Source organism: Bradyrhizobium sp. JR3.5 (assembly GCF_054057015.1).
Genome location: NZ_JBSRYV010000001.1, coordinates 433,210 through 456,950 on the forward strand (window position 1 = coordinate 433,210; position 23,741 = coordinate 456,950).

Consider the following 23,741-nt stretch of genomic DNA (forward strand, 5'->3'; position numbering starts at 1 on the left):
AAGGACAAATCGGACGACAACAATACCAGCAATTCGTCCAAGACCTCCGACGAGCAGGCCAACAAGCAGCTGAGCGGCAACGCCGGCAACGCCGGAAGCAACACGACCTCCCTCAGCACGGCATCGGGTGGCAGCACTGCGACCAGCGAATCGAGCAGCGGCAAGAGCTCGAGCTCGGGTGAGGGCGGGGCAGTGATTCGAGCGGCGTCGGCGTGGCCGCGTCGGTCTCCGTCAATGTGCTCACGTCGGACAACACGGCCAAGATCACCCATGGCGCCAATATCACCGCGCATGGCGCGCTCAAGCTGTCGGCGCAGGCGGAGGACGATGCCGGCGCCAAGGCCGTCGGTGCGTCGCTCGCGATGAACAACAGCACCAATGTCGGCGCGGCCGTCGGCCTCAACGTGGTGAATGCGACCAACAAGGCCCAGGTCACCGGTGCCTCCACGGTCTCCGGCAATGGCATCACCATCGAGGCGATCATTCCGACCGGCAAGACCGACGATTTCATCGTTTGGGGCGCGGCAGCGGCCGCGACTGGCGACAACGGCACCGCCTCGGTCGCCGGGTCGGTCGGCATCAACGTCATCCACGAGTTCGAAACCGAAGCCTCGACGGCCGCCGCGTCGCATCTGGAATCGAGCGCCAATACCGACGTCACCGCCAAGGCCAACTTCGATCTTCAGACCGTGGCTGCGGCCGCTGCGTTCTCCGAGGGCGGCAGCGGCTTCGGTGCGACCATCAATGTCGCGGTCATGCACGACGTCACGACCAAGGCGTTCATCGCCGGCGATGCCGATGAAGCCGGCGCCCTAACGGTGGATGCCGAAAGCACCCTCAACCCGACGCCCATCGCCATTCCGCACGCCCCGAGCGGCGCCGATCTGACCTTGACCTCGGTGGCCGTGGCGGGCTCGGCCAGCGGCGGCGACGCCGCGGTCAGCGGCTCGTTCATCGTCAACGTCCTTGATATCGACGTCGACGCGCATATCGGCTCCTCAAGCCATATCAATAAGGGCGGCCTCTACAGCCCGAGCGCCGGCCAGACCATCACGGTCAAGGCGATCAACGAGACCGAGATTCGCAGCGTCGCCGGCGCGCTTGGTATCACGACCGGCTCGACCGGTATCGGCATTGGTCTCGATGTCGAGATCCTGACCAAGCATACCTTCGCCTATATCGGCAGCCAGGCCATGGTGCAGGCCGGCGGCGCCGTCAGCGTGACGGCGACCTCGACGGAGACGATGCTGTCGGTCGCGGGGACGCTCGGGGTGGGCGACGATGTCGGCGTGACTGCCTCGGTGGCGATCGCAGACATTCATGGAGACACCGAAGCCTATATCGACGGCGGCGCCCACGTCGATGCCGGCGCTGGCGTGACGGTCGACGCCTCCAGCAGCTTCACGACGACCATGATCGCAGGATCTGTCGGCGCCGGCGGTGATGCCGGCATCGGCGTGGCGAACACCACTTTGGTGCATTCGGACACCGTGCTGGCCTATGTCGGCCAGTCCGCCAAGGTGAATGCCGGCGGCGATGTCGATATTACGGCCTCGGCAGGCGAGGACATCATCACGATCGCGGCCGGTATCGCGGTTGGCGGCGATGCCGGGGTCGCCGGCTCGGCGGCGATCAACGTGCTCGACGAGACGACCAAGGCCTATGTCGGCCCGGGCGCGACCGTCACCACCAGCGTCGGCAGCGGCGGCAACCTGCAGATCAGCGCGAGCGATCCGACCTCGATCGTGTCAGTGGCCGGTTCGCTGGGCATTTCGGGCGGCGTTGCGGCCGGTGTTGGCGCCGATGTCGGCGACATGACCAAGCACACCTATGCCTATATCGACTCGGGCGTGACCGCGACCATCGACGGGAACATCACCGTCGACGCGGAATCGAGCGAAAGCCTGATTTCGGTCGCCGCTGGCATCGGCGTGGGTGACGTGGGAGTCGCTGCCGACGCGGGCGTCCACGTGTTCGATCTGCATACCCGCGCCTTCATTGGCGATGATCCGGCCAACCCATCCGGCTTCGGAGCTGGTGACGTACATGCGACCGGCAGCATCTCGGTTGCGGCCAACGATGCCTCGGACATCAATGAGGTCGTCGGCGTGCTCGCGGCCGGGTCGGTCGGCGTCGCCGCCGGCGTCGGCGTCGACGTCTTCACCAAGGACACCGAAGCTTTCATCGGCGCGGGTGCCAACGTCACTGCCGACGGATTTGGCACCGGTCTGTCGGTCAATACCGGCAGGTTCGATCCCCAATTCGACACCAACGCGTCGACCTTCGACCCGCAGGGCGGGTCGGCGGGCGTCAAATCGGGTGACGCTTCCACCTTCAACGACGCGACCAGCAACAATCCGAGCGACAGGGCGCAACTGAAATCGCAAGGGCAGGTCAATACGCCGCAACTCGGCGACATGGATCTGAACAACAACAATAGCAAGACGCAGATGAAGACCGAGGATCCGTCGCTGAGCGGCCGACGGTCTGCACCGGTCCACCTCGCGCCGGGCTTCCATGGTCTCGCCGTCGCGGCAACCAACACGGACGCGATCCGAACCTTCACCATCTCGTTTGCGGCCGGCTCCGTCGGCGTCGGCGTTTCCGCCGGCGTCGACGTCGTTCACGCCACCACCAAGGCCTATATCGGCGACAACGCGACCATCAACACCGACACGCCGGCTCCGGTGGTCGGACCCAGGGCCCAATCCGTGCTGGTCGGCGCCGGCGACGATTTCTATCACCTCGCGATCGGCGTCGGGGTCGGCGTCGGCGGCGTGGGCGTGGCGCCGAATGTCGGCGTCAATATCGTCGGTGATCCGGCATCGAACCCATCGCCCTCCTCCACGGAAGCCTTCATCGGCAAGTCGGCTATCGTCAACGCACTCAACGATGTCGTCGTCGAGGCGACCGCGGCGGAAGATACGGTCCTGGTCGGTATCGCGATCGGCGGCGGTGGGGTCGGCGTCGGCGCCAATGTCGGCGTGATGGTCATCAACGACATCACCAAGGCGTTCATCAATGATGGCGCACATGTCACCGCCAACGGCGATGTCCTCGTTTCGGCCGTCGACGACAGCCAGGTCTTCATTCTGTCCGGGGCGCTTGGTGTCGGCGGATCGGCCGGTATCGGCGCAGCGGTCGGCGTGATGGTGTTCGACAAGGATACGCAAGCCTTCATCGGTAATGACGCGCACGTGGATGCGTTTGGCGGCGATGGAAGAGGTGGCGTGCTCACCGGCGGCATCACGTCGGGAAGCTTCGACAAGGCAACGGAGAGCGGGGTCATTGTTCAGGCCGAGTCGAGCGAAAATGTCCTGCACATCGTGGCTGCAGGCGGCGGCGGCTTCGTCGGCGTGTCCGGCGCCGTCGGCATCACGTTGATGAATACGGACACCGATGCGATCATCGGTCAGAATGCCGTCATCAATGGCGATCAGGCGGATGCGCATCTGGGCCAGAACGTCTACGTCAACGCTGCCGATGCTGTGTCGGTACAAACCTACGTCATCGGCATCGCTGCCGGATTCGCGGGAATTTCCGGCGCCATCGACGTCGGCACGCTGAATGCGAATGTCAGGGCGGACGTCGAGCCCGGCGCGGATGTCCACGCCAGAGGCGACATCCATGTCGATGCCCTCAGTCTTAAGAATTTCACCGGGTTCGACGCCAGCGGCGCGTTCGGTGCGGTCGGAGTCGGCGGGACGGTGAGCGTCTGGTCGATTGGCACGCAGATTGAGAAGACCACGACCGACAATACCGGCACTCAGACAAAGAGTGCGCTGGATGGCGGCGGCAGCTCCGCGGATACCTACGCGACCGGCCAGGTCGACGGCGGGACCGGGCTCGCCACCGGGAGCAGCGGCAAGGGCGGCGGGTTCGGCAATTTCTCGTCGGATGCGACAGGCAACCCGAACACCAATACGAACCGCGTCCATGCGGGCACACAGAAGGCGATGGCCGACCTGGGCAGCAGCGTGCCCACGGGGAGTGCGATCGCGGGCGAGGAAGACGCTGCCCCGCAGCCGAAGAATCAGAACCCCGCCGCGGTGCCGTTGGGAACGACGGCGGTGGTGGAGGGCGGCGCGAACCTGACGGCCGGCGGTGCGATCGGCATCACCGCGAACGAAGTAGACAGCTTCACCGTGAACGCCGGCCAGATCGCGGCCGGCATCGTCGGCGCCGGCGCGTCGGTCGCCTTGCTGTCGGTCGCGGACAATGTCGCCGCGTTCGCCAACGGCAATCTCAGCGCGGGCGGCAACATCGATGTCAACGCCTTCCTCAATGAAGGGCTGAACCTGACCGCCATCGACGGCTCGGCGGGCTTCGTCGGGATCGGTGCCGCGGTCGTCGTGATCAACGACAACAGCTTGACCCAGGCGAGCCTCGGCAACGTCACTCAGGCGGGTGACGTGACGGTCAATGCCAGCGATACGCGTAACATACAGCAGCTCACGGGTGAGGTCGCCGCCGGTGGCGTGGCCGCGGGCGTTTCCTTCACCAACCTCAACATCACCGGCGGGGCCAATGCGATCGTCGCCAACAACGCTCAGATCGGTCAGTCGGCCGGGAAGACGGTCCATTCGTTGAAACTGACGTCGAGTTCGACGGACACGGCGGAAACCAAGACGGTCGCTGTCTCGGCCGGCATCGGCGCGTTCAGCGTCAATTTCGCCGAGGACACCATGTCGCCGTCGGTCGATGCCGAGATCGGCGACGGTGCGAACATCAAGACGACCGGCGACGTCACCATCGATGCCGCCGCGGTCGAAAAGCTCGACACGAACATCGTGGGCGTGGCTGCCGGCGGTCTCGCGGTCGGCGCCTCGATCGCCGAGGCGGACGTCGAGCCGCACGTGACCGCCAGCATCGGCAACGGTACGACGGCGGCCAACAACATCTCAGTCACCGCGTCCACGAACCAAGGCGTCGATCCGCATGGCGGTTTTGGCGCCAACGCGGATGGCGCGTCGTCGGCGGGCGCTGTGGTTGCGGTGGCCGGTGCCTCGACGACGGCCATCATGAGCCCGGTGATCGAGTCGGCGATCAAGGGCCGGGTGAATGCCTCGGGGAGCGTGCAGGTCAGGGCGATCGGCAACAATCGCGCCGCTGCGACGTCGCACGGCATCGGCGGCGGGCTGGTCGGTGTCGGCGCGAGCATTTCGGAGGCCAAAACTCAGGGTTCGACCACAGCGCATCTGGATGGCGAGGTCCGCAACGATACGGGCGGCCCCGGTGCGGTCAACCTGACCATAGAGGCTCTCGACACCGACACCGCGAGCGCATACTCGCAGGCGGTCGGCGGCGGCCTCATCGCCGGCACGGACAACAAGGCCACGGTCACCATGACGCCGACCGTGCACGGATACATCTCCACCAGCGGTCTGATCAGCACGACCGGCAACATCAATGTGACCGCAACGGAGAACCCCGAGGGTGATGCCGTCACCAAGGGCGTCACGGGCGGCCTGATCGGCGTCGGCGCATCGAGCGGCGACACCACGATCAATCCGGACGTGCTGGCCTACATCTCCGCCGGGACCGTGCACGCGGGCACGCTTGGCACAAACCAGATCAACGTGAAGGCGACCGCAGCGCCGCCGAGCGTCAATGTGCCGACCTACACGATCACATCGATCAACTCGGCCAACGACACGCTGCATGTGGCGGGCAACGGCCTGACCACCGGCGACGTCGTCACCTACGACAATGAAGGTCACACGCTGATCGGCGCCACGGCGACCGGAACGGGCACCGGCAGCTTGGAGACCTCCTACACCGATCCGACCACGATCGACAACAACACCGGCAAGCCGTCCATCGTCATCCGTTCATACAACGTCATCAGCATCGGCGTCGACGACCTGGCGCTGGGTTCGATTTTCGACGGGGCCGCTGTCAACGCGGATACCGACACGATCACGTTCCAAACGCCGCACAATTTCCAGAGCGGCGACGCCGTGGTTTACGAGCCGGGCGCCGGCTCGCCGGTCATCGGCGGCCTCACGGCCGGCACTACCTATTACGTGCGCGTGCTCGACGGCTTCCGCATCAAGCTCGAGACGACGCAGGACCGCGCCCTCAATCCGCAAAACTACCTGACGACGTTCGATCCGACGCTGATCACCGGCGGCAACACGATCAATGTCGCCAACAACTTCACGAATCAGGAAGCGGTCACCTACGAAGCACCGCCGGCCGAGACGTTCAGCAGCAAGCAGGTCGACAACGCCACCAGCACGATCAAATTCCTCAACGACAACGGATCGCCACAGAACCCGTTCAGCAACGGCCAGGTCGTTACCTATGACAACAGTTCGTCGATCACGACGGGTGTGATTTTCGACAACTCGACCACGCTCAACGTCACGTTCAACCAGAGTGCGACGCTTGCCGTCACGTTCGGCAACAACGGGACGCACGACACGATCACGCGCACCGACGGCAAGAATTGGGTCGATTTCGGCTTCATCCCCGGCGAGCAGATCACCATCACCGGCGCCGGCAACAACAACGGCACCTTTACGATCGCCGACAACGGCGTCACCAATTCGACATTGCAGCTGACCAGCAACGGCTCGTTCGCGCACACGGTCATCGCGAGTTTCACGTTCAGCAACAACGGCACGAATGACACGATCCGGCGCAACGACGGTGGCAACTGGCAGACCGGCGGCTATCAGCCTGGCCAGGTCATCACGGTCGCCGGAAGCGGCAACGACGACGGGGCCTACACCATCGCCGCCGGCGGTGTCGGCACCTCCACCCTGACACTGACATCGAATGGCTCCTTCGCCCACGCCAACACCGCCCAGCTCAGCCTGGGCAACAGCGGCACCCACGACACGATCACACGCGCAGATGGCGCGAATTGGCTGAATCTCGGCTATGCCGCCGGGCAGCAGATTCATCTCGGCGGGGCGGGTCTCAATAACGGCACCTACACGATCGACGCGGGCTATACGGGCGGCGCGACATTGCTGCTGACGACCAACGGTGCCTTCGCGCAGACCGACGCGGTCAGCGTCACCTTCGGCAACAACGGGACCAACGACACCATCAAGCGCGCCGATGGGCTGGACTGGTCGACCCTCGGCTATGCCGTCGGGCAGCAGATCGTCATCAGCGGCAACGGCGACAACAACGGCACCTACACGATCGATGCCGGTTTCGCCGGCGGCGATACGTTGGTGTTGACGTCAAACCTTCCGGTTGTTGTGGAAGGTCCCGAAACGAAGATTTTCGCAAAGCCCGACACGGTCAGCATCACCTCCGAAACCTTCGCGAGCCCGGTCGCTGCGCCGCTCGTGGCGAAATCGATCTCGGTGATCTCGCAGCCGGCCGAGACCAAGACGATCGGCTTGGGCCTCGCCACCATCACCCGCACGGACGGCAGCAGCTGGCTCGACGCGGGCTTCGCGGCGGGGCAGCAGATCCACATCTCCGGCGCGGGCAGCAACGACAATACCTACACCATCGCCGACCATGGGGTGACGGCGTCGACGATCGTGCTGACGGCATCGGCCGGCTCCGTGACGGCGGAGGGTCCGGAGGCCAAGACGATCAACATCGTGAAGGACTCCAAGGGCAATCCGGTGCCCGACACGATCACGCGCACCGATGGCGGCAGCTGGCTGTCGGCCGGCTACAAGCCGGGTCAGCAGATCACGGTGTCGGGGCTCGGCAACAACAACGGAACGTACACGATCGCCGCGAACGGTGTCAGTGCCTCCACGCTCGTGCTGACGGTGAGCGGATCGCTGATCCCGGAAGGCCCTGATGTCAAGACCATCAGTTCGCAGGGCGACGCCATCGGCGGCTTGTCCGCCGGCAAGGATTATGTGGTGGCCAACGTCAACACCGGCGCCGGCACGCTGCAGCTGTTGTCGACCGAGGTGGTGGCCGTCAACTTTACCCGCCACGACGCCCAAAACGATAATGGCAACGATACGATCGATCGGACCGATGGCGGCAGCTGGATCAATGACGGGTTCTTCGCCGGCGAGACCATTTCGGTCACCGACACCAGCGGCAACAACAGGAATTTCACGATCGCGGCGGGCGGGGTCGGGACGACGTCGCTGACCCTGACGGTGAAGGATACCGTCACGGTCGAACACGATACGGCCGCGCGCATCGACAACGCCACGCCGATCACCCTGTCCAATCTGACAGGCGCCAGCGTGACGCATACCCTGGTCAAGGCCGGCGACCTGCCGATCGGCGGGCTGAACAGCGGCCAGACCTATTACGTCATCAATCCGGGCAACAGCACGACCTCGTTCCAGCTGGCGTTGACGCCCGGCGGCAGCGCGATCGGACTGACGGTGTCGCCGGGAGCGTCGGCCAACCACAAGATCGGGCCCGAAGGCATCGACCTCAGTGCGTCCTCGGGATTGCAGGAACTGCGCATCGACATCACCGGCGGGCCCGGCGTGGACGGCCAGCAGCAGCTGCTCGGTCCGGGCGGCGTGCCGTTGAACGTTGTTTCGCCGCCCTCCGGTGACGGCATTTCCTCGGCGGTCGGCAACGGATCCGGCGGCGGCTTCGTCGGCATTAACACGAACCACGGAACGCTGACGGAGAATCCCACCGTCACCGCGTATGTCTCGGCCGGAATTGCCACCGTGGGCGGCGATATTTCGATCATCGGCAGCTCGACGACCAACTCGACGGCCAGCGCCAAGAACGACACCGGTGGCTTTGTGGGCGTCGGCGACTCCAAGAGCGAGAACGACCAGGCTCCCACCACGATCGCCTACGTCGACACGGGGACGCACATCGTGGCCGGCGGCAACTTCACGCTCACGGCGAATTCGCTGTCGCAGGCGACTGCCGCGACGCGATCGATCACCGGCGGCTTCGTCGGCGTGGCCAATGCCACGGCGAATTCGACCATCGATTACACGACAAGCGCGACCGTCAAGGCGAACGCCGACGTCCTCGCGGGCAATACGATCAATGTGGCCGCCGACACCAAGATCGGAGATCCCAACACCGGCAGCGGCCAGTCGACCAACGCCTATGCCAGCGGCATCGGCCTCGGCGGTGACGGGCATGCCAACGCCAACAACACGATCGGGCACGTCAACCCCGACAACTCGATCAGTCCCAGCCACACGACGGTCGACGTTGCCAATGCGGCATCGCTGTCCGCGCGCGCCGTCCGGGTGGCGGCGACCGTGTCGAGAGTCAACTCCGTCGCGCACAGCGAAGGTTATGGCGCCGGTTTCGTGGCCATCGGCTCCGGCAACTCCAACATCAATGCCGTCATGGCGAACAAGGTGTCGTTGGACACAGCAGCCGCCGTGACCGGCTATGAAGGCGTCGACTTCATCGCCAACTACGATCACATTTACACCGAGGCCAATGCGTTCGGGCGCGCCACCGGGCTGTTCGGCGACGTGCACGGCGATTCCGTCAACAACACGCGCTTCGACTCGCAGATCTTCGGCGCGAAGGGCAGCCAGCCCGGCGTGACCGGAGCGATCGTCACGGCCGGGCCGCGCGACCCCAGCGACCCGCTGCTTCCGGGAGATGGCGGCTATACCGATCACCTGGCGTTCCGGGTCACCACCGCCAATGGCACCGACATCAAGATTACCGCGCCGCATGACAGCAGCAAGCGGTCGCTCGCGACCGGCGGCGACAGCGCACATGGCGGCCCGGGCGACAACGGTGACCGGCCGTCCATCGACAACGACTTGATCGATTTCAGCTCCGACGTGGTGATCTTGTCCGGCCGCTCGCCGGAACTGACGGTCACCGACAACGGCGCCGGCGGCGTCACGGTCACCCGTGATGTGAACGTGCCCGTCACGATCGACGACGCCGACAAGAAGATCATCGTCGGCAATATCGTCAATAAGGATCCGGGGCAGGTGTTCTTCAGCACCGGCAAGGATACGACGGGCGCGCTGGCCGGTTCCATCAAAGATAGCGCAGGCACCGGCCTCTGGACATTCGTCGACACCTTCGACCACGTGCGGCTGCTGAACCTCTCGCAGTATACGCTGCAGGTCGGCGGCATCAGCGTCGTCAACACGACGGTTGAGCCGGTGGTCGATATCCAAAACACCAGCTCGCTTGGGCTGAGCTTCAACATCAAGCGGACGGTGAAGCCGACGCTCGTCGATGTCGAGAGTTTGAGCGCCGCAGCGCCTGCCATCGTGCTCGACGGCCAGATCGAGAACCCGATCGGGACGACCCGCATCATCAGCCTGCACGGCGACATCCGCTCGACCGCCAGCCGTACCGACGCGGACAATGATCCGAGCCACCCGAACACCACCGATCATCTCGGGCAACTGATCCGCACCAACATCCTCGATCTCGAGACGCCGGACGGCAACATCGGGCAGAATCCGGGCGATCTGTTCGGCCAGACGCCGGTTGCCGCGAACCATCGCATCAACGTCGATATGGTCGACAGTGCGAACGTGCCGGCGGCGACCGATTTCCTGTCGGCGCGCGTCAGCAGCGCCGACGGCTCGATCTATCTCGGCCTCAACCAGTTCTTCACCGGCGAGCTGGTGCAATACAACACGGTAGGCGGCGCGAAGGCGCTGAACGGCCTGACCAGCGGCGACTACTACTACGTCATCGCATCCGACCTGCAGCACATCCAGCTTGCCAGAATCAATGATCCGCACACCGCGCTCAAGATCAGCGCGGCCGGCCCGCTGACCGATACGCAGTCACTGACCCCGGCGCAGCGCTTCACCGTCGTAGCCGGCAATGCTGCGAACGGCAATGCGCTCGACGATTCGGCGTATCTCGACGTCAAGGCGCGCTTCCGCGACAACAACACCAGCGTGATCATCGACGCCGTCAACACCACCGGCGACGCCAACCTGAAGCTGTGGGGCAGCGTCAAGGAGACCGATGTCAGCGGCGTGGACGTCGGCAACGGAGGCGGCAAGATCGACGGCATCGACGTCGTCTATGCGGGCCACATTCCGCCGCCGCTCTCGAATGCCGAAGATCACTTCACGTTCTTCAACACGCCGGACACCACCGACGGCGGTTCGCTCGATGTCGGCATGTTCGCACTTGCCAAGGCGAACGCGACGCATATCGACAGCATCTACGTCGTCAAGGCGCTGACCCAGGATGGCCATCTCTACCGGCCGGGCATCTCCTCGGGCCACAACATCATCGTCACGGCGGCGGAGCCGACCGCGGGGCAGCCCGAAGCTGATCTATGTCGAAGCGATCACCGACCTGACCGGCGGGCCTTACGATCCGGTGCCGGTACCGGCCGGCGGCGACCAGCATCACATCGACATCCTGACCAACGCCTCGATCACCGAGGCCGAAAAGACCGGCGACCTCCGCGTCGGCCGCATCCTGTCCACCGGCAAGGATGCGTCGCTGCCGGATCTCGATCCGCTGCTGCCGACCGGCAATTACGTGACCCTGAAGTCGCCGGCACGGATCATCGACGCGGTCAACGACGGGCTCGGCGCCGATGCCGATGTCGGCGGCGTCAACATCACGCTGATCGCCGGCGACAACGAGATCACCGGCGATCCCGCTCAGGACAAGTCGGGCCAGGGCGGCATCGGCACGATCGACAATTTCCTCGAGATCAACGTCAACGAATTGCACGGTGCGCCGCTCGGCGTGCTGACCGCCTTTGACACGGACTCCGGCAGCAATACGCAGGGAATCTTCATCACCGACGTGGTGCGGGGAGCGGAAGCAAAGTCGCTTCTCGGCGGCGTTGAACTGGTCAGCGATCTCGAGGTCGGCCTCGTCGAGACCAAGGGCGATGTGTCGCTGGCGACCCAGAGCGGCTCAATTCTCGATGCGCGCGCAGGCGGCATCGGCGGCGACACCGCCAGTGTGGTCGGCAACACGATCGACCTGTTCGCCGACGGCGGAGACATCGGCAACAAGAACGGCGGCAACGATCTCGAGATCGATTCGCAGGCCTATGTCGCGGGCGGCACGATCGGCGCGCGCGCGACCGGCGCCATCTACCTGACCGAAAGCAACATCGTCGATCCGGCGCTGCGCGACGCGACGCCGCTCAATCCGGCGCTCAGCGCCAATGTCGTGTTGCTGCAGGCGCTGGGCCTCGGTCTCGGCGACGGCACCGCCAGCACGGGCGGGGTCGATCTGCGCTTCACCGTGCGGGAGACGCCGGCACAGGGCGAGGATCTCAACCTGCTCGGGTCGGGCTCGGTGCTGTTCCTCGAAAACGCGCTCGAGTCGATCGGCCATGGTTTGATCAACACCCCGAACGGCTCGATTCTGCTGCGGATCGCCGACGACGTCACGACCGACGCGAACTCGCAGATCCTCGCGGCGAAGAACATCGACATCTACGGCGACTTCTTCCGCACCGGCGAGATCTCGAGCGGCATCGCGGAATTCGATGCCACCGACCCCGGCGACGGCACCGTCATGCACCTGCGGGGCGTGATCGCCCATGGTGCGGTGACGTTCGCCGCCGACGGCACGCCGGCCGCCAATCTGACGCGCGTCTTCGGCAACACCGACAGCGACCAGATTTATTTCGACCAGACCTTCCTGGGCGGGCAGAGTGGCGACGCCGCATCGCAGATGCCGGGAACCCAGAGCCAGATCATCCATGACGGTCCAGGGCAGGGCTTTGGCACCGCCGCGGTGCTGTCGGTCAAATATTCGAGCGGCATGACGCGCGTCTACGGCAGCAACATGCCGACCCCGGCCGGCCAGTTCGCTCCGCCGGCGATCACGGTGGCTGCATCCGCCGCGAACAACCTCACGTTCACGCCGAACAGCAGCGGCGACACGATCGCCCGGTCGGACGGCAAGAACTGGAGCGACGACGGCTTTGCGGTCGGCGACGTCATTTCGATCGTCGGCTCGCTGATCGACAGCACGGGCAACAACAGCCACACCTACGTCATCACCGCGCTGACCGGTGCACTGATGACGTTGAGTGCCAAGAACGTGCTGCAGAAGCAGACGCTGCAGGATGACGTGAAGATCGAGAAGGACGACGGAGAGGACTTCTTCGTGGTCAATCAGCTGCAGTCGATGAAGATCACCCAGGAGACGGCCGGCGGCGTCGCGAGCGGCGACACGCTGACCTTCGACGGGCAGGGCGGCAGCGACACCTATGTCATCAATACGACCGGCTCGCACGGCGGCGACGCCAACGGCGACCTGCGCAACTACGTCATCAACGTGCTCGACAGCGGCGATCCGACCGACGGCGTCGACAATCTGGCGGTCTACGGCAAGGTTAATCCGGGGTATGTCGGGACCGACGATGTCTTCCTGCTGCGGCGCACGACCGGCATCGCCCAGGAAAGCCCGGCTCTGCCGTCCCTCTACAAGGACGACACGGCGTTCGTCGCAGTGCTGGACTTTGATCCGAGCCTGCTGACAAGCACGCTGGATCAGGCGCAGGCCTCCGATCCGAACGCCAATTCTGCCGTGCGCTCGCAATCGGTGCAGCGCGTCAACTACGACAGCGCGATCAACGGCCGCCTGGCGGTCTATGGACTCGGCGGCAACGACTACTTCGCGGTCGACGACAACGCGGCAGCCACGACGCTGGACGGCGGCGCCGGCGACGACACCTTCCAGATCGGACAGATCTACGGATTGCAGCGCGACGGCAGCCAGCCGCAGACCCCGCAGCCGATCGGCGATACCTATGGCGGCTCGGTGGTCGGTGCCGCCATGCCGCCGCCATTGACCGGAACGGCAGGGCTCGACGGGTTCCCACAACTCGCCAATTCGCTGACGCCGCAAAGCATCTACGGCACGGTGGCGACGACGCGCGGCTGGCTCAGTGCCGGTGCAACATCGCCGTTGGTGGCCGAAGGCGGCACCGGCAACGACACGTTCACGGTCTACAGCAACCAGGCGCCGCTGCGGCTCGAAGGCGACGAGGGCAACGATCTGTTCACGGTGCGCGCGTTCGCGCTTGCCGAGACCGACCCGATCACCCACGACATCGTCTGGGTCGACCCCGTGCAGATGATCGCCAAGCCGCTGCTGACCAAGGGCTTCTCCACTGCCGCCGAAACCGACATCCGTACCGGCGGCGGCGACAACCAGGTCCAGTACAACATCAACGCGCCGGTCTCGGTCGACGGCGGCAGCGGCTTCAACAAGCTGGTCATCCTCGGCACCGAGTTCGCCGACCATATCGTCGTGACGGACAAGGGTATCTTCGGCGCCGGTCTGACCGTTACCTACCAGAACATCCAGGTGCTCGAGGTCAACACGCTCGAAGGCGACGACACGATCGACGTGCTGAGCACGGCGCCCGGCATGGCGGTGCGTGTCGTCGGCGGGCTCGGCAACGACACGATCAACGTGGCCGGCGATGTGGCGGGCGATGTCGTGTCGCGCGACATCGACGGCACCAGCAGCATGATCAACAACCGCGTCACCTCGGCCGATCTGACCTATAACGGGCTGGTGGCCGACGGCATCAGCCTCAGCGTGGCGCGGCCGGAACAGGGCCAGGTCATCATCGACCAGAATGTCACCGGCGACCAGAGCCCGGGCACCACCGAAGTGACCGAAGGCCAGACCGACGACATCTACGGCATTCGCCTGGGTCACGTGCCGGTGGCCGGAACGCATGTCTACGTCACCGTCTCGGCAGCGATGGCCGAGCAGGAGGCGCATGGCAACAACGGTTACCTGGGCGCGGGCGACATCATCGACAATCAAGGCAGCGGCGAGAGCGTGTGGCTCGCGACCAGCCAGGTCGGTCCGGGCGTTTTGGTGGCGCCGGCGGCGTACGACCGCGACGTCATGATTGACGGCACCCTGGTGCACGTCCCGGCGCGGTCGCTCGTGCTGGAATTCGACAGCTCCAACTGGAACCAGGAGCAGATCGTTCACGTGTGGACGCCGAACGACGGTACGCCCGAGGGCGACCGCACGGTGGCGATCAGCCACACGGTGCTGAGCGACGACCCGTCATACAACCATGCGCTGGTCAGCAACGTCGAGGTCAACATCCACGACGTCAACCTGCCGGCGGTCAAGGTGACGCAGCTCGATCCGTTCAGCTCCGGCGGCCTGCCGCAATATGCGGGCAAGGTCGTCGACAACAATTCGATCGCGCTGGAGGGCGATGCGACGACCGCGGTCGGCGATCTCTATGCGATCGAGCTGACCAAGGCTCCGGTCGGCAGCGTGACCGTGACCGTCAACGCGCAGGACGGCCGGGCCACCCTGAGCTCATCCGATCCGCGCTTCGTCCAAGACTTGCAGGCGTTCTCGGACCAGCCGGGCGCCTATCACATCGTCTTCGACTCGACGAACTGGAACAAGCCGGTGCTGGTGTCGATCAACGCCATCAACGACCAGGCTCCGGAGAACCCGAGCGACACCCAGATCATCCAATCGATCTATGCCCAGAAGACGCTGCCCGTCACCTTTGCGCAGAGCGCCACGGGCGACACCATCACGCGCACCGATGCGGGCGGCAGCTGGCTGTTCGACGGATTCGCCAAGGGCGAGCAGATCACGATCACCGGCACGGGCGCCAACGACACCACTTATACGATCGCGAGCCTCGACTCCAAGACCCTGACGCTGACGGTTGCGAACACGGTCACGGCAGGCAACTTCACCAAGACGTTTGCCATCAACGGCGTGCCTAACACGACCGACAGCGAATACAACAGCGCCTCGATCAACAACGGGCTGGACAGCACGCAGTCGATCTATGCGCGCATTCTCGACGATGAGACGCCGGGCGTATTCCTGCTCGAGAGCGGCGGCAGCACGCTGGTGACCGCGCAGACGGCGTCGAATCCGCCGACCGCGACGGGCGACAGCTACAAGATGCGGTTGACGGGCGCGCCGGGGGCACCGGTCAGCATCGCGATCGTGACCGACGGGCAGACCGACATCAACGAGAACGATGCCACGATCACGCTGACCAAGATCGGCGGCAAGCAGCCGACCAAGCTGTTCACCGGCAACATCGTGATCACCGGCAACACGATCACCCTGGGCACAGGATCGGAACTGTTGAATTTCATCGACGACGGCTTCCTGCCCGGGCAGGAGATCCGCATCCTCGGCACCAGCCTGGTCACCACGGACTATCAGATCAGCAGCGCCGACAACGCCGTCACCGCAAATTCGATCACGCTGACGAGCGCGCCGACCACCGGCACCTACAACGTCGCCACGATCGACTCGCTGCAGGACGCGGGCACCTACGCGTCCGGAGCGACCAACGTCGCCTACGCAGTCGGCAGCATGCCGTTCCTGATGTTCACCGGCGATATCACGATATCGGGCAACACCATTACCCGCAGCGACGTCGGCAGCTTCGTGAATGACAACTTCGCGCCGGGCGAGATCATCGAAATCCTGAATTCGAACAACGCCCAGCTCGGCAGCACTGCCGCGCCTTCGACGCCGGCGTTCTTCACGATCGCCGCTGGCGGCGTGACCGACAAGACACTGACATTGACGGCGGTGGTCACACCTGTCGCCGGCACCTACACGGCAGCCAGCATCAACAAGATGCTCGACACGCTCACGCGCAAGGACGGCACCAGCTGGCTCGACAACGGATTCCTCGAGGGCCAGATCGTCGATATCCAGGGGATCGGCGGTACCGATCTGATCGAAAAGATCGACCTGATCACCGGCACGACCGCGAAGAAGCTCGACGTCATGGTGCTGACCGACCATCCGGCGGCCGCCCGGCGGTGTGGTGCCCTATAGCGGCCGTCCGCTCGGCGGCGAGGGCACCGTGGTGACGGCAGCGAACGTCACGGTCACGCAGGAGGCGGCGGTCGTGACCTTCGCGCCGCCGAAGGCGAAGCCGGATCTGAACTATCCCGATACGCCCGATCCGGTCAATTACCCCGGTCTTCCGGTCTGGTACCAGATGGTCACGGTGCCGCTGATCGGCGACCCCTATTTCGATATCCAGCCGGGACACCAGAACCTGCGCGCGTTCCCGAAGATGGCGCATCTGCTCGACGGCATCCAGGGGCCGCTGTCGGTCGAGGGCGGCACCACCGCCGAGAACGTGTCGCTGGTGCCGGCGGTGCTGCTGCCGGGCGAGGCGAACGGGCCGCTGTTCAACATCCCGCCCCAGCCGCCCGAGTCGCAGGCGATCGACACGCTGAACATCTACAATGACGGCTCGCTGGCCGGCAGCAGCGGCACGCTGACCTCGACCGCGCTCAACGGCTTCGGAATGGGCACCGGCGTGCTCGATTTCACCCGGCTGGCCGGCAATGGGCCGACCTTCGGCGAACCGCTGATCTATCCGCTCGGCATCAGCTACGGAACCATCAGCGTCAACCCGCAGACCGGACAGTTCACCACCGATGGCAGTCATTCGACGATCGAGGTGCTGAACATTTTCCTCGGCAGCGGCAACGACAATCTCAACGTGCAGAGCACGCTGATCCCCGGGCCGGACTACAACGCGGACGGCACCATCGGGATCACCGCCGAGCATGGCGGCATCACGACCATTCATGGCGGCGGTAATGCGCCGTTGCAGGTCAATGCCAATGTGCCCGCGTTCGATATCGCGCCCGTCGCAGGCCAGGCCGGCGTCTACACGCTGTCGCGCGAAGACCTGCAGTCATGGGTCACGGCAGGGTTCGCCATCGGCCAGGAGGTCATGCTCAGCGTCGACGCCGGCACGACCGGCGCGTATACGGTGGTCGGCATCGGCAGCGTGACGCACGGCGCGAACAGCGTGCTGACCTTGCAGCAGGTCGCCGGTGCGTCCACCACGACCGGCATCAAGCTCAGCGGCACGATCTCGGTGACCGACTATCTGCAAGTCAACAGCGGCCAGCAGATCGGGGCCCAGACGACCGGCAGTTTCGACGTGTCGACCGCCAATGGCTTCGTCCGGATTTCTCGCGAAGACGGCTTGCCGTGGGCCTCGCTCGGCTTCGCCGCCGGGCAGACGGTTTCGGTGTATCTGCCGGGTGGAAACGGCAAGCCCGTCAATATCGGCACGGCGACGATCGCCGGCTTCGATAACGGCAATGGCGGCGGCTACGGCCCGGGCTATGGCAGCGTGCTGCTGCTCAGCGGGATTTCGCTGACGTCGACGACGAATGTCACGGGCACCCTGGCGGTCACCGGACGCTATCTGGTCTCCAGCGCGGCGGCAGGCCCATTCACCGTCACGACGAGTTCGATCACCCGCAAGGACGGCAAGAGCTGGGCCCGCCGACAGCGGTTTCGTGATCGGCCAGCCGGTCGCGATCGGCGGTCAACCGGGCGCCTGGATGGTCACCGGGTTCGAGAACAACGGTGCGACGCTGGACCTCAGCGGCGGCGATCTGACTAAGCTGCCCGCGATCCAGACCGTTGCAATGGTGCGCGTCGGCGGCGACAACATCACCGTCAACGGCAGCAGCGACTTCGTCAACGGCAGCATGACCGTCAGCGCGCCGGTCAACACCGACCCGGCCGGGACTCTCGATCGCATCGTCCGCGGCGACGGCAAGGCCTGGGACAGCGACAGCGGCTTCGCAGTCGGCCAGCAGGTCACCGTCACCGCCGAGTTCAGCTTCCCGAACGTCACCTTCGCGCGCAGCACGGCAGGCGATACGATCACCCGCAACGACGGCGGCAACTGGTCGACGGACGGCTTCGCAGCCGGCCAGACGATGGTGCTGTCCGGCACCACGAGCACCAATGGCAGCCTGACCAACAACGGCAGCTTCACGATCGCGGGGGTCAGCACCGACGGCAAGACGCTGATCCTGACCGCAGCGAACACGGTGGTTCCGACCGTCGGCTCTGAGCCGATGACGGTCGAGCTGACCGGCGACTTCCTGGTCACCGGCTTCGCCACCACCAAGACCACCAACGACACGTTGTTGCTGGCCGGCTCGGGGCAGGCCGGGCAGACCGCCATCCTGCCGCGGCAGGCGGCCGTTCCGATGACCGTCAACATCGGCTCGCCGCTCGTCGTCTATGGCGATACGACGCAGGACGGCGTGTGGTACGCCGGCAAGTCGTACCAGGCCTCCTCGCTCGGCAAGTTCAGCGGCAAGCCGATGCCGCACATGGACAACCAGGCGTTCACAATGGCGACGCCAGGACCGGGCGCGACGAATCCGATCGACAGCTTGAGCGTGACGCTTGGCACGTTCGACACCGCCGACGGCACCTTCGGTACCATCACGCGCGCCGGCGGTAGTTGGGTCACCGACGGCTACAAGGTCGACGGACTCGTGACGATCGACGGCGTTGCCGTCGGCGAAGTGAAGACGCTGAACGCGCTGACGCTGACGCTGGCCGGATTGACGCCGGCGTTTGCGGGCACCGGCACGGCAACCCACACGGTCAAGGAATGGAACACCGCATCGATCAGGCTGCCCAACAACAGCCCGTTCGACCCCGGCTTCGTCACTGAAGGGCTGATCACGCTCGGCGCGACCTATGGCCAGATCAGCTTCGCACGCAGCGGCTCGGGCGACACGATCACCCGGCTGGATGGCGGCAGCTTCATCACCGACGGTTTCGCTGTCGGCGAGACCATCGCGGTGTCGCAGTCGACTTACAACAACAGCAACTTCACGATCACCGGGGTCAGCCTGGACGGCAAGACGCTGACGCTGAACGCTGCAAACAGCGTGATCCCGACACCGGTCGGCGGCAGCGAGAGTGCGCGCATCACGATCGATATCGGCACCGTCGCCAAGGTCGGCTCGGAGTATCCGGTCACGTTTGCGGCCAGCCAGGCCGGCGACACGATCACCCGCACCGATACCGGGAGCTGGATCACCGACAATTTTGTGATCGGGCAGACGATCTCGATCACCGGTACGGCGAAGAACGACGGCAATTACGAAGTGGCGGGTGTCACGGCGAAGATCCTGACCCTGACCGCCAAGAACGTCGTGACTGCCGAGACGGACACGGCGGCGATCAGCGGCCGTGCCGACAGCAAGCAGATCTCCGGCCTCACGTTCAGTGGCAATACGCTAAGCCGCGCCGGTGGCAGCTGGCTGCTCGACGGCTTCCTGCCGGGCGAGCAGATCACGGTGGCGCTGACCGCTCACAATAACGGCATACTGACGATCCAGAGCATCAGCGTCGACGGCAAGACGCTGACGCTGACGACCAGCGTCGCCAGCGAGGTGAAGGTCACGGCTGCGATCGGTTGGGGTGCGTTGGCGAAGCACGACACGCTCGAGCTGATCGACTTGCAGCCGGGCTTCCTGGCGTTCCTGCATGGGAACGCGGCCTCCAGCAGCGACGCCAGGGTGAACCTGACCAGCACGATCGTCGAGCGCAACCGGCTCGGGCAGAGCGCCGACTTCTTCGTGTTCCCGTTGGCTAACCAGTATACGTTCAACGGCAACGACGTCATCGACGCGCACAACCTGTTCGCCGGCATTCCGGACGGACAGTTGCCGACCGTCGGCATCACCGCCTATGGCGGCGCCGGCGACGACACCATCATCGGCAGCCAGGCCGGCGACCACCTCGCCGGCGGTTCGGGCAACGACACGATCCTCGGCGAGCGGGGCCAGGACCACATCTACGGCGACAGCGGCTTCAACGTCGACGTCATCACGCGCGTCCTGACGGTCGCGCAGGCCGCCGGCAATTCCGGCGCCCCGGACCTCGACCCGTTGACGCCTGGCGGCAACAACCTGATCTACGGCGAGGCGCCGGGCGTCGGCGTGACGAGCTCGGATGTCTATGGTGATAACAACGACGTGATCTTCGGCGCGTTCGGCGACATCACGCAGGCGACCGACGGCGCTCGCGACACCACAAAGCCGTTGACCTTGGTGCCTCAACGCATCGAGACGACGCTCCTGCCGCGGGTCATCAGCAGCCAGTCGCGGCAGGTCGGCGGCAACAATACGGTCTACGGCAATGGCGGCGACGACATCCTGATCGGCGGTCCAGGCAATGATGCGCTTGACGGTGGCACGGGTCGCGATCTGGTGTTTGGCGACGACGTGACGCTGACGCGTGGTCTTGTCGGTAGAACTGCCGGGGCGGGGCTGCTTGGCAACTATGCCAACCTCCGCTTCGAGACGCTGAGCGGCACGCAGATCTACAGCACCGGCTCAGCTACCGATACGCTGGCGGCCAGTCTGGACTACGCCAATGGCTTGCCACAGGCCGATCCGCGTGGCCACGCCAACTGGGGCGACTACCAGATCAAGATGTACGACACCGTGCCGGGCGGACCGAATTCGGTGAGCGTGGCCAACAGCTTCGGCAACGACTACATCGCCGGCGGTCCCAACGACGACATGCTGTTCGGCGAGGCCGGCAGCGACGTGATCCAGGGCGACGGCTCGATCGACTATGTCGCGCATCTGATCAAGGATCTGGGCAACGGCATCATGGCGGTCGATCCGACCGACACGAAAGGCGGGCGGGTCGGTGTCATCGGCGTCGGCCTCGGCACCAACATCGCCGGCAATCCGTTCCGCGACGTCAATAACGCCCTGAATTTGCGCCCGTCATTTGACGGTGCGTCCGACGGCCAGGACTACATCGAGGGTAATGCGGGCAACGATATCCTGTTCGGCAATCAGAACCAGGATGATCTGGTCGGCGGCAACTCCGACATGTTCAGCCTCAACTCGCCGACCCTGCGGCCGGACGGCTCCGACCTGATCTTCGGTGGTTCCGGCAACGCGATCGCTCTCAATGCGGCCGGAGACGCAACGGTCGACACCAGCAATAACGGCATCAACATCACGACAAATCCGAACGGCCACGCCAATGACGCCGACAACATCCTCGGTGACAATGGCGACATCATCCGGCTGGTTGGCGTCAACGGTATCGTCGCGCCCCCGGTTGGATCGGCGGTTGTTGCCAATCTCACAGTGAACGCTTACCTGACGACGACCGGCATCCCGACCGTCGTGCAAAGCTACAACGGCTTCCTGCGCTTCAACTATGACGGCGGCCCCCACGATACGCCGATCACATTGTCAAAGGTTACGACCGGCGGTGGCGTCGTGGCGTACGACGATACGGTCAAGATCGTCGTCCGGGCGGACAGGCTGCTCGACTACTCGCCAGGCGGGCCCGACTTCAACGGCGCCGACCCGAAGGATTCGTCGAGGGCCATCGGTGACATCGGCGCGGCCGACGAGATCCATGGCGAGAGCGGCGACGACGTCATCTATGGCCAGGTCGGCAACGACTGGCTGTACGGCGAGGGCCAGAACGACACCATGATCGGTGGCTACGGCAACGACTGGATGTCGGGCGGCACCGGCGACGATGGCATGCTCGGCGACGATGGCCGGATCTTCGTGAGCCGCAACAGCCTCAGCGCGACCTCGTCGGCTGCAAATTACAACGTCAGCCTCGGTGAACCGCTCTATGGCGTGACGCCGCTGCTGCCGACCGACGGCGATCCCAAATACAGCAACGGCAACGCGCTGAACGAATACATCTACACGCCCGGCAACATGCAAACCGACACCATCAATGTCAGCGGCGTGTTGAAATATACGGTCGACATTACGCCGTTCAGCGCCGATCCGAACTGGAAGGGAACGCAGCCGGCGGGCGACGAGTTCTCGTACGCAGGCGCCAAGCCGAACGAGCCCAACTCCGACGGCAAGACCACGATGCACTACGACGACATCATGTTCGGCGGCCTCGGCAACGACGAGATGCATGGCGGCTCGGGCGACGACGCGATATCCGGCGCCGAAGCGCTGCCGCTCTCCTACGCGCCGAAATATGGGTCGGACGGCACCCCGATCGGGCTTTACGAAATTGATTACTACCATCCGTTCAATCCGGGCAACGTGCTGGCCTTCAACCCCACCGACCCGGACGGCAAGTTCACGCATCCGAAGATCGCGGGGCGCACCGGTGAGTTCGCGCTCTATGACGAAAACGATCCGCTGCGCGAGATCCTGCTCAACGCGGATGGCACAGCCTCGAAATGGGCTGCGGGCGCCACGCCAACCGGCGTGCAGTTCTTCCTGAATTTCAACCAGAATTCGGGCGTGTACGTGCCGGGCGGAACGTCGCAGCAGAACGGCGGCCAGACCGTGGCCTACGGTGCGGCCTACAATGACGGCAGCGACGCCATTTTCGGCGACAACGGCAACGACTGGCTGGTCGGCGGAACCGGCAACGACCATCTGTACGGCGGCTGGGGCAACGACCTGCTCAATGCGGTCGACGACCAGACGGTGAATGGCGGGCTCAATAACGTACCGGTCACGCAGCCGACCTATGAGGACCGTGCCTATGGCGGCGCCGGCAAGGACGTTCTGATCGCCAATACCGGCGGTGACCGCCTGATCGACTGGGTCGGTGAATACAACTCCTATCTGGTTCCGTTCTCCGAGTTCGGCATGGCCACTGTGAGCCGAACATTGCAGCCCGGCCTGCAGAACTTCCTGTATGCGGAATCCTTGAGCGATGGCGTCGACCCGACCCGTTTCTCGGATCTGAATGGCGGCGCGACACCGCCGCTGCCGACAAAGAACGACCCGAACCCCGGCCGCAACGGCGAACCTGCCGGCGAGCTCGGTCTCGTGCTGCAGCAAGATACCGCGTGGCATGGCCAGACCGGCGCACCGACCGATCCGCAGGCAGGCAACATACCGGGTACACAGCGCGACGTGTTGCGCAGCGCAAACTTCACCGGCAACAGCTCGCCAACCGGCATGTTCGCGGCCGCTGGCACCTGGAGCGTCGCCAGCGCAGCCTATCTTCGAACAGCCCGAGCACGGTGAGCGGAGACAATGTCAGTCTGTTCGATCTCGATG

3 protein-coding genes are annotated in these 23,741 nt (G+C 64.9%); all 3 read left to right on the top strand.

What is annotated here, in order from left to right:
* Positions 1–212 precede the first annotated feature (212 nt).
* Complete coding sequence (locus tag ACVWW1_RS02250) at positions 213–11,642, top strand: hypothetical protein (RefSeq protein WP_456654689.1); 11,430 nt, start codon at positions 213–215, stop codon at positions 11,640–11,642.
* 5,054 nt (positions 11,643–16,696) lie between these two features.
* Positions 16,697–18,307 (top strand): hypothetical protein, encoded by a 1,611-nt coding sequence (locus ACVWW1_RS02255; RefSeq protein WP_456654690.1) that lies wholly within the window; start codon positions 16,697–16,699, stop codon positions 18,305–18,307.
* On the top strand, positions 18,201–23,708 hold the full coding sequence (locus tag ACVWW1_RS02260; RefSeq protein WP_456654691.1) for a hypothetical protein: 5,508 nt from the start codon (positions 18,201–18,203) through the stop codon (positions 23,706–23,708). Before ACVWW1_RS02255 ends, ACVWW1_RS02260 begins: the two co-directional genes overlap by 107 nt.
* Positions 23,709–23,741 lie beyond the last annotated feature (33 nt).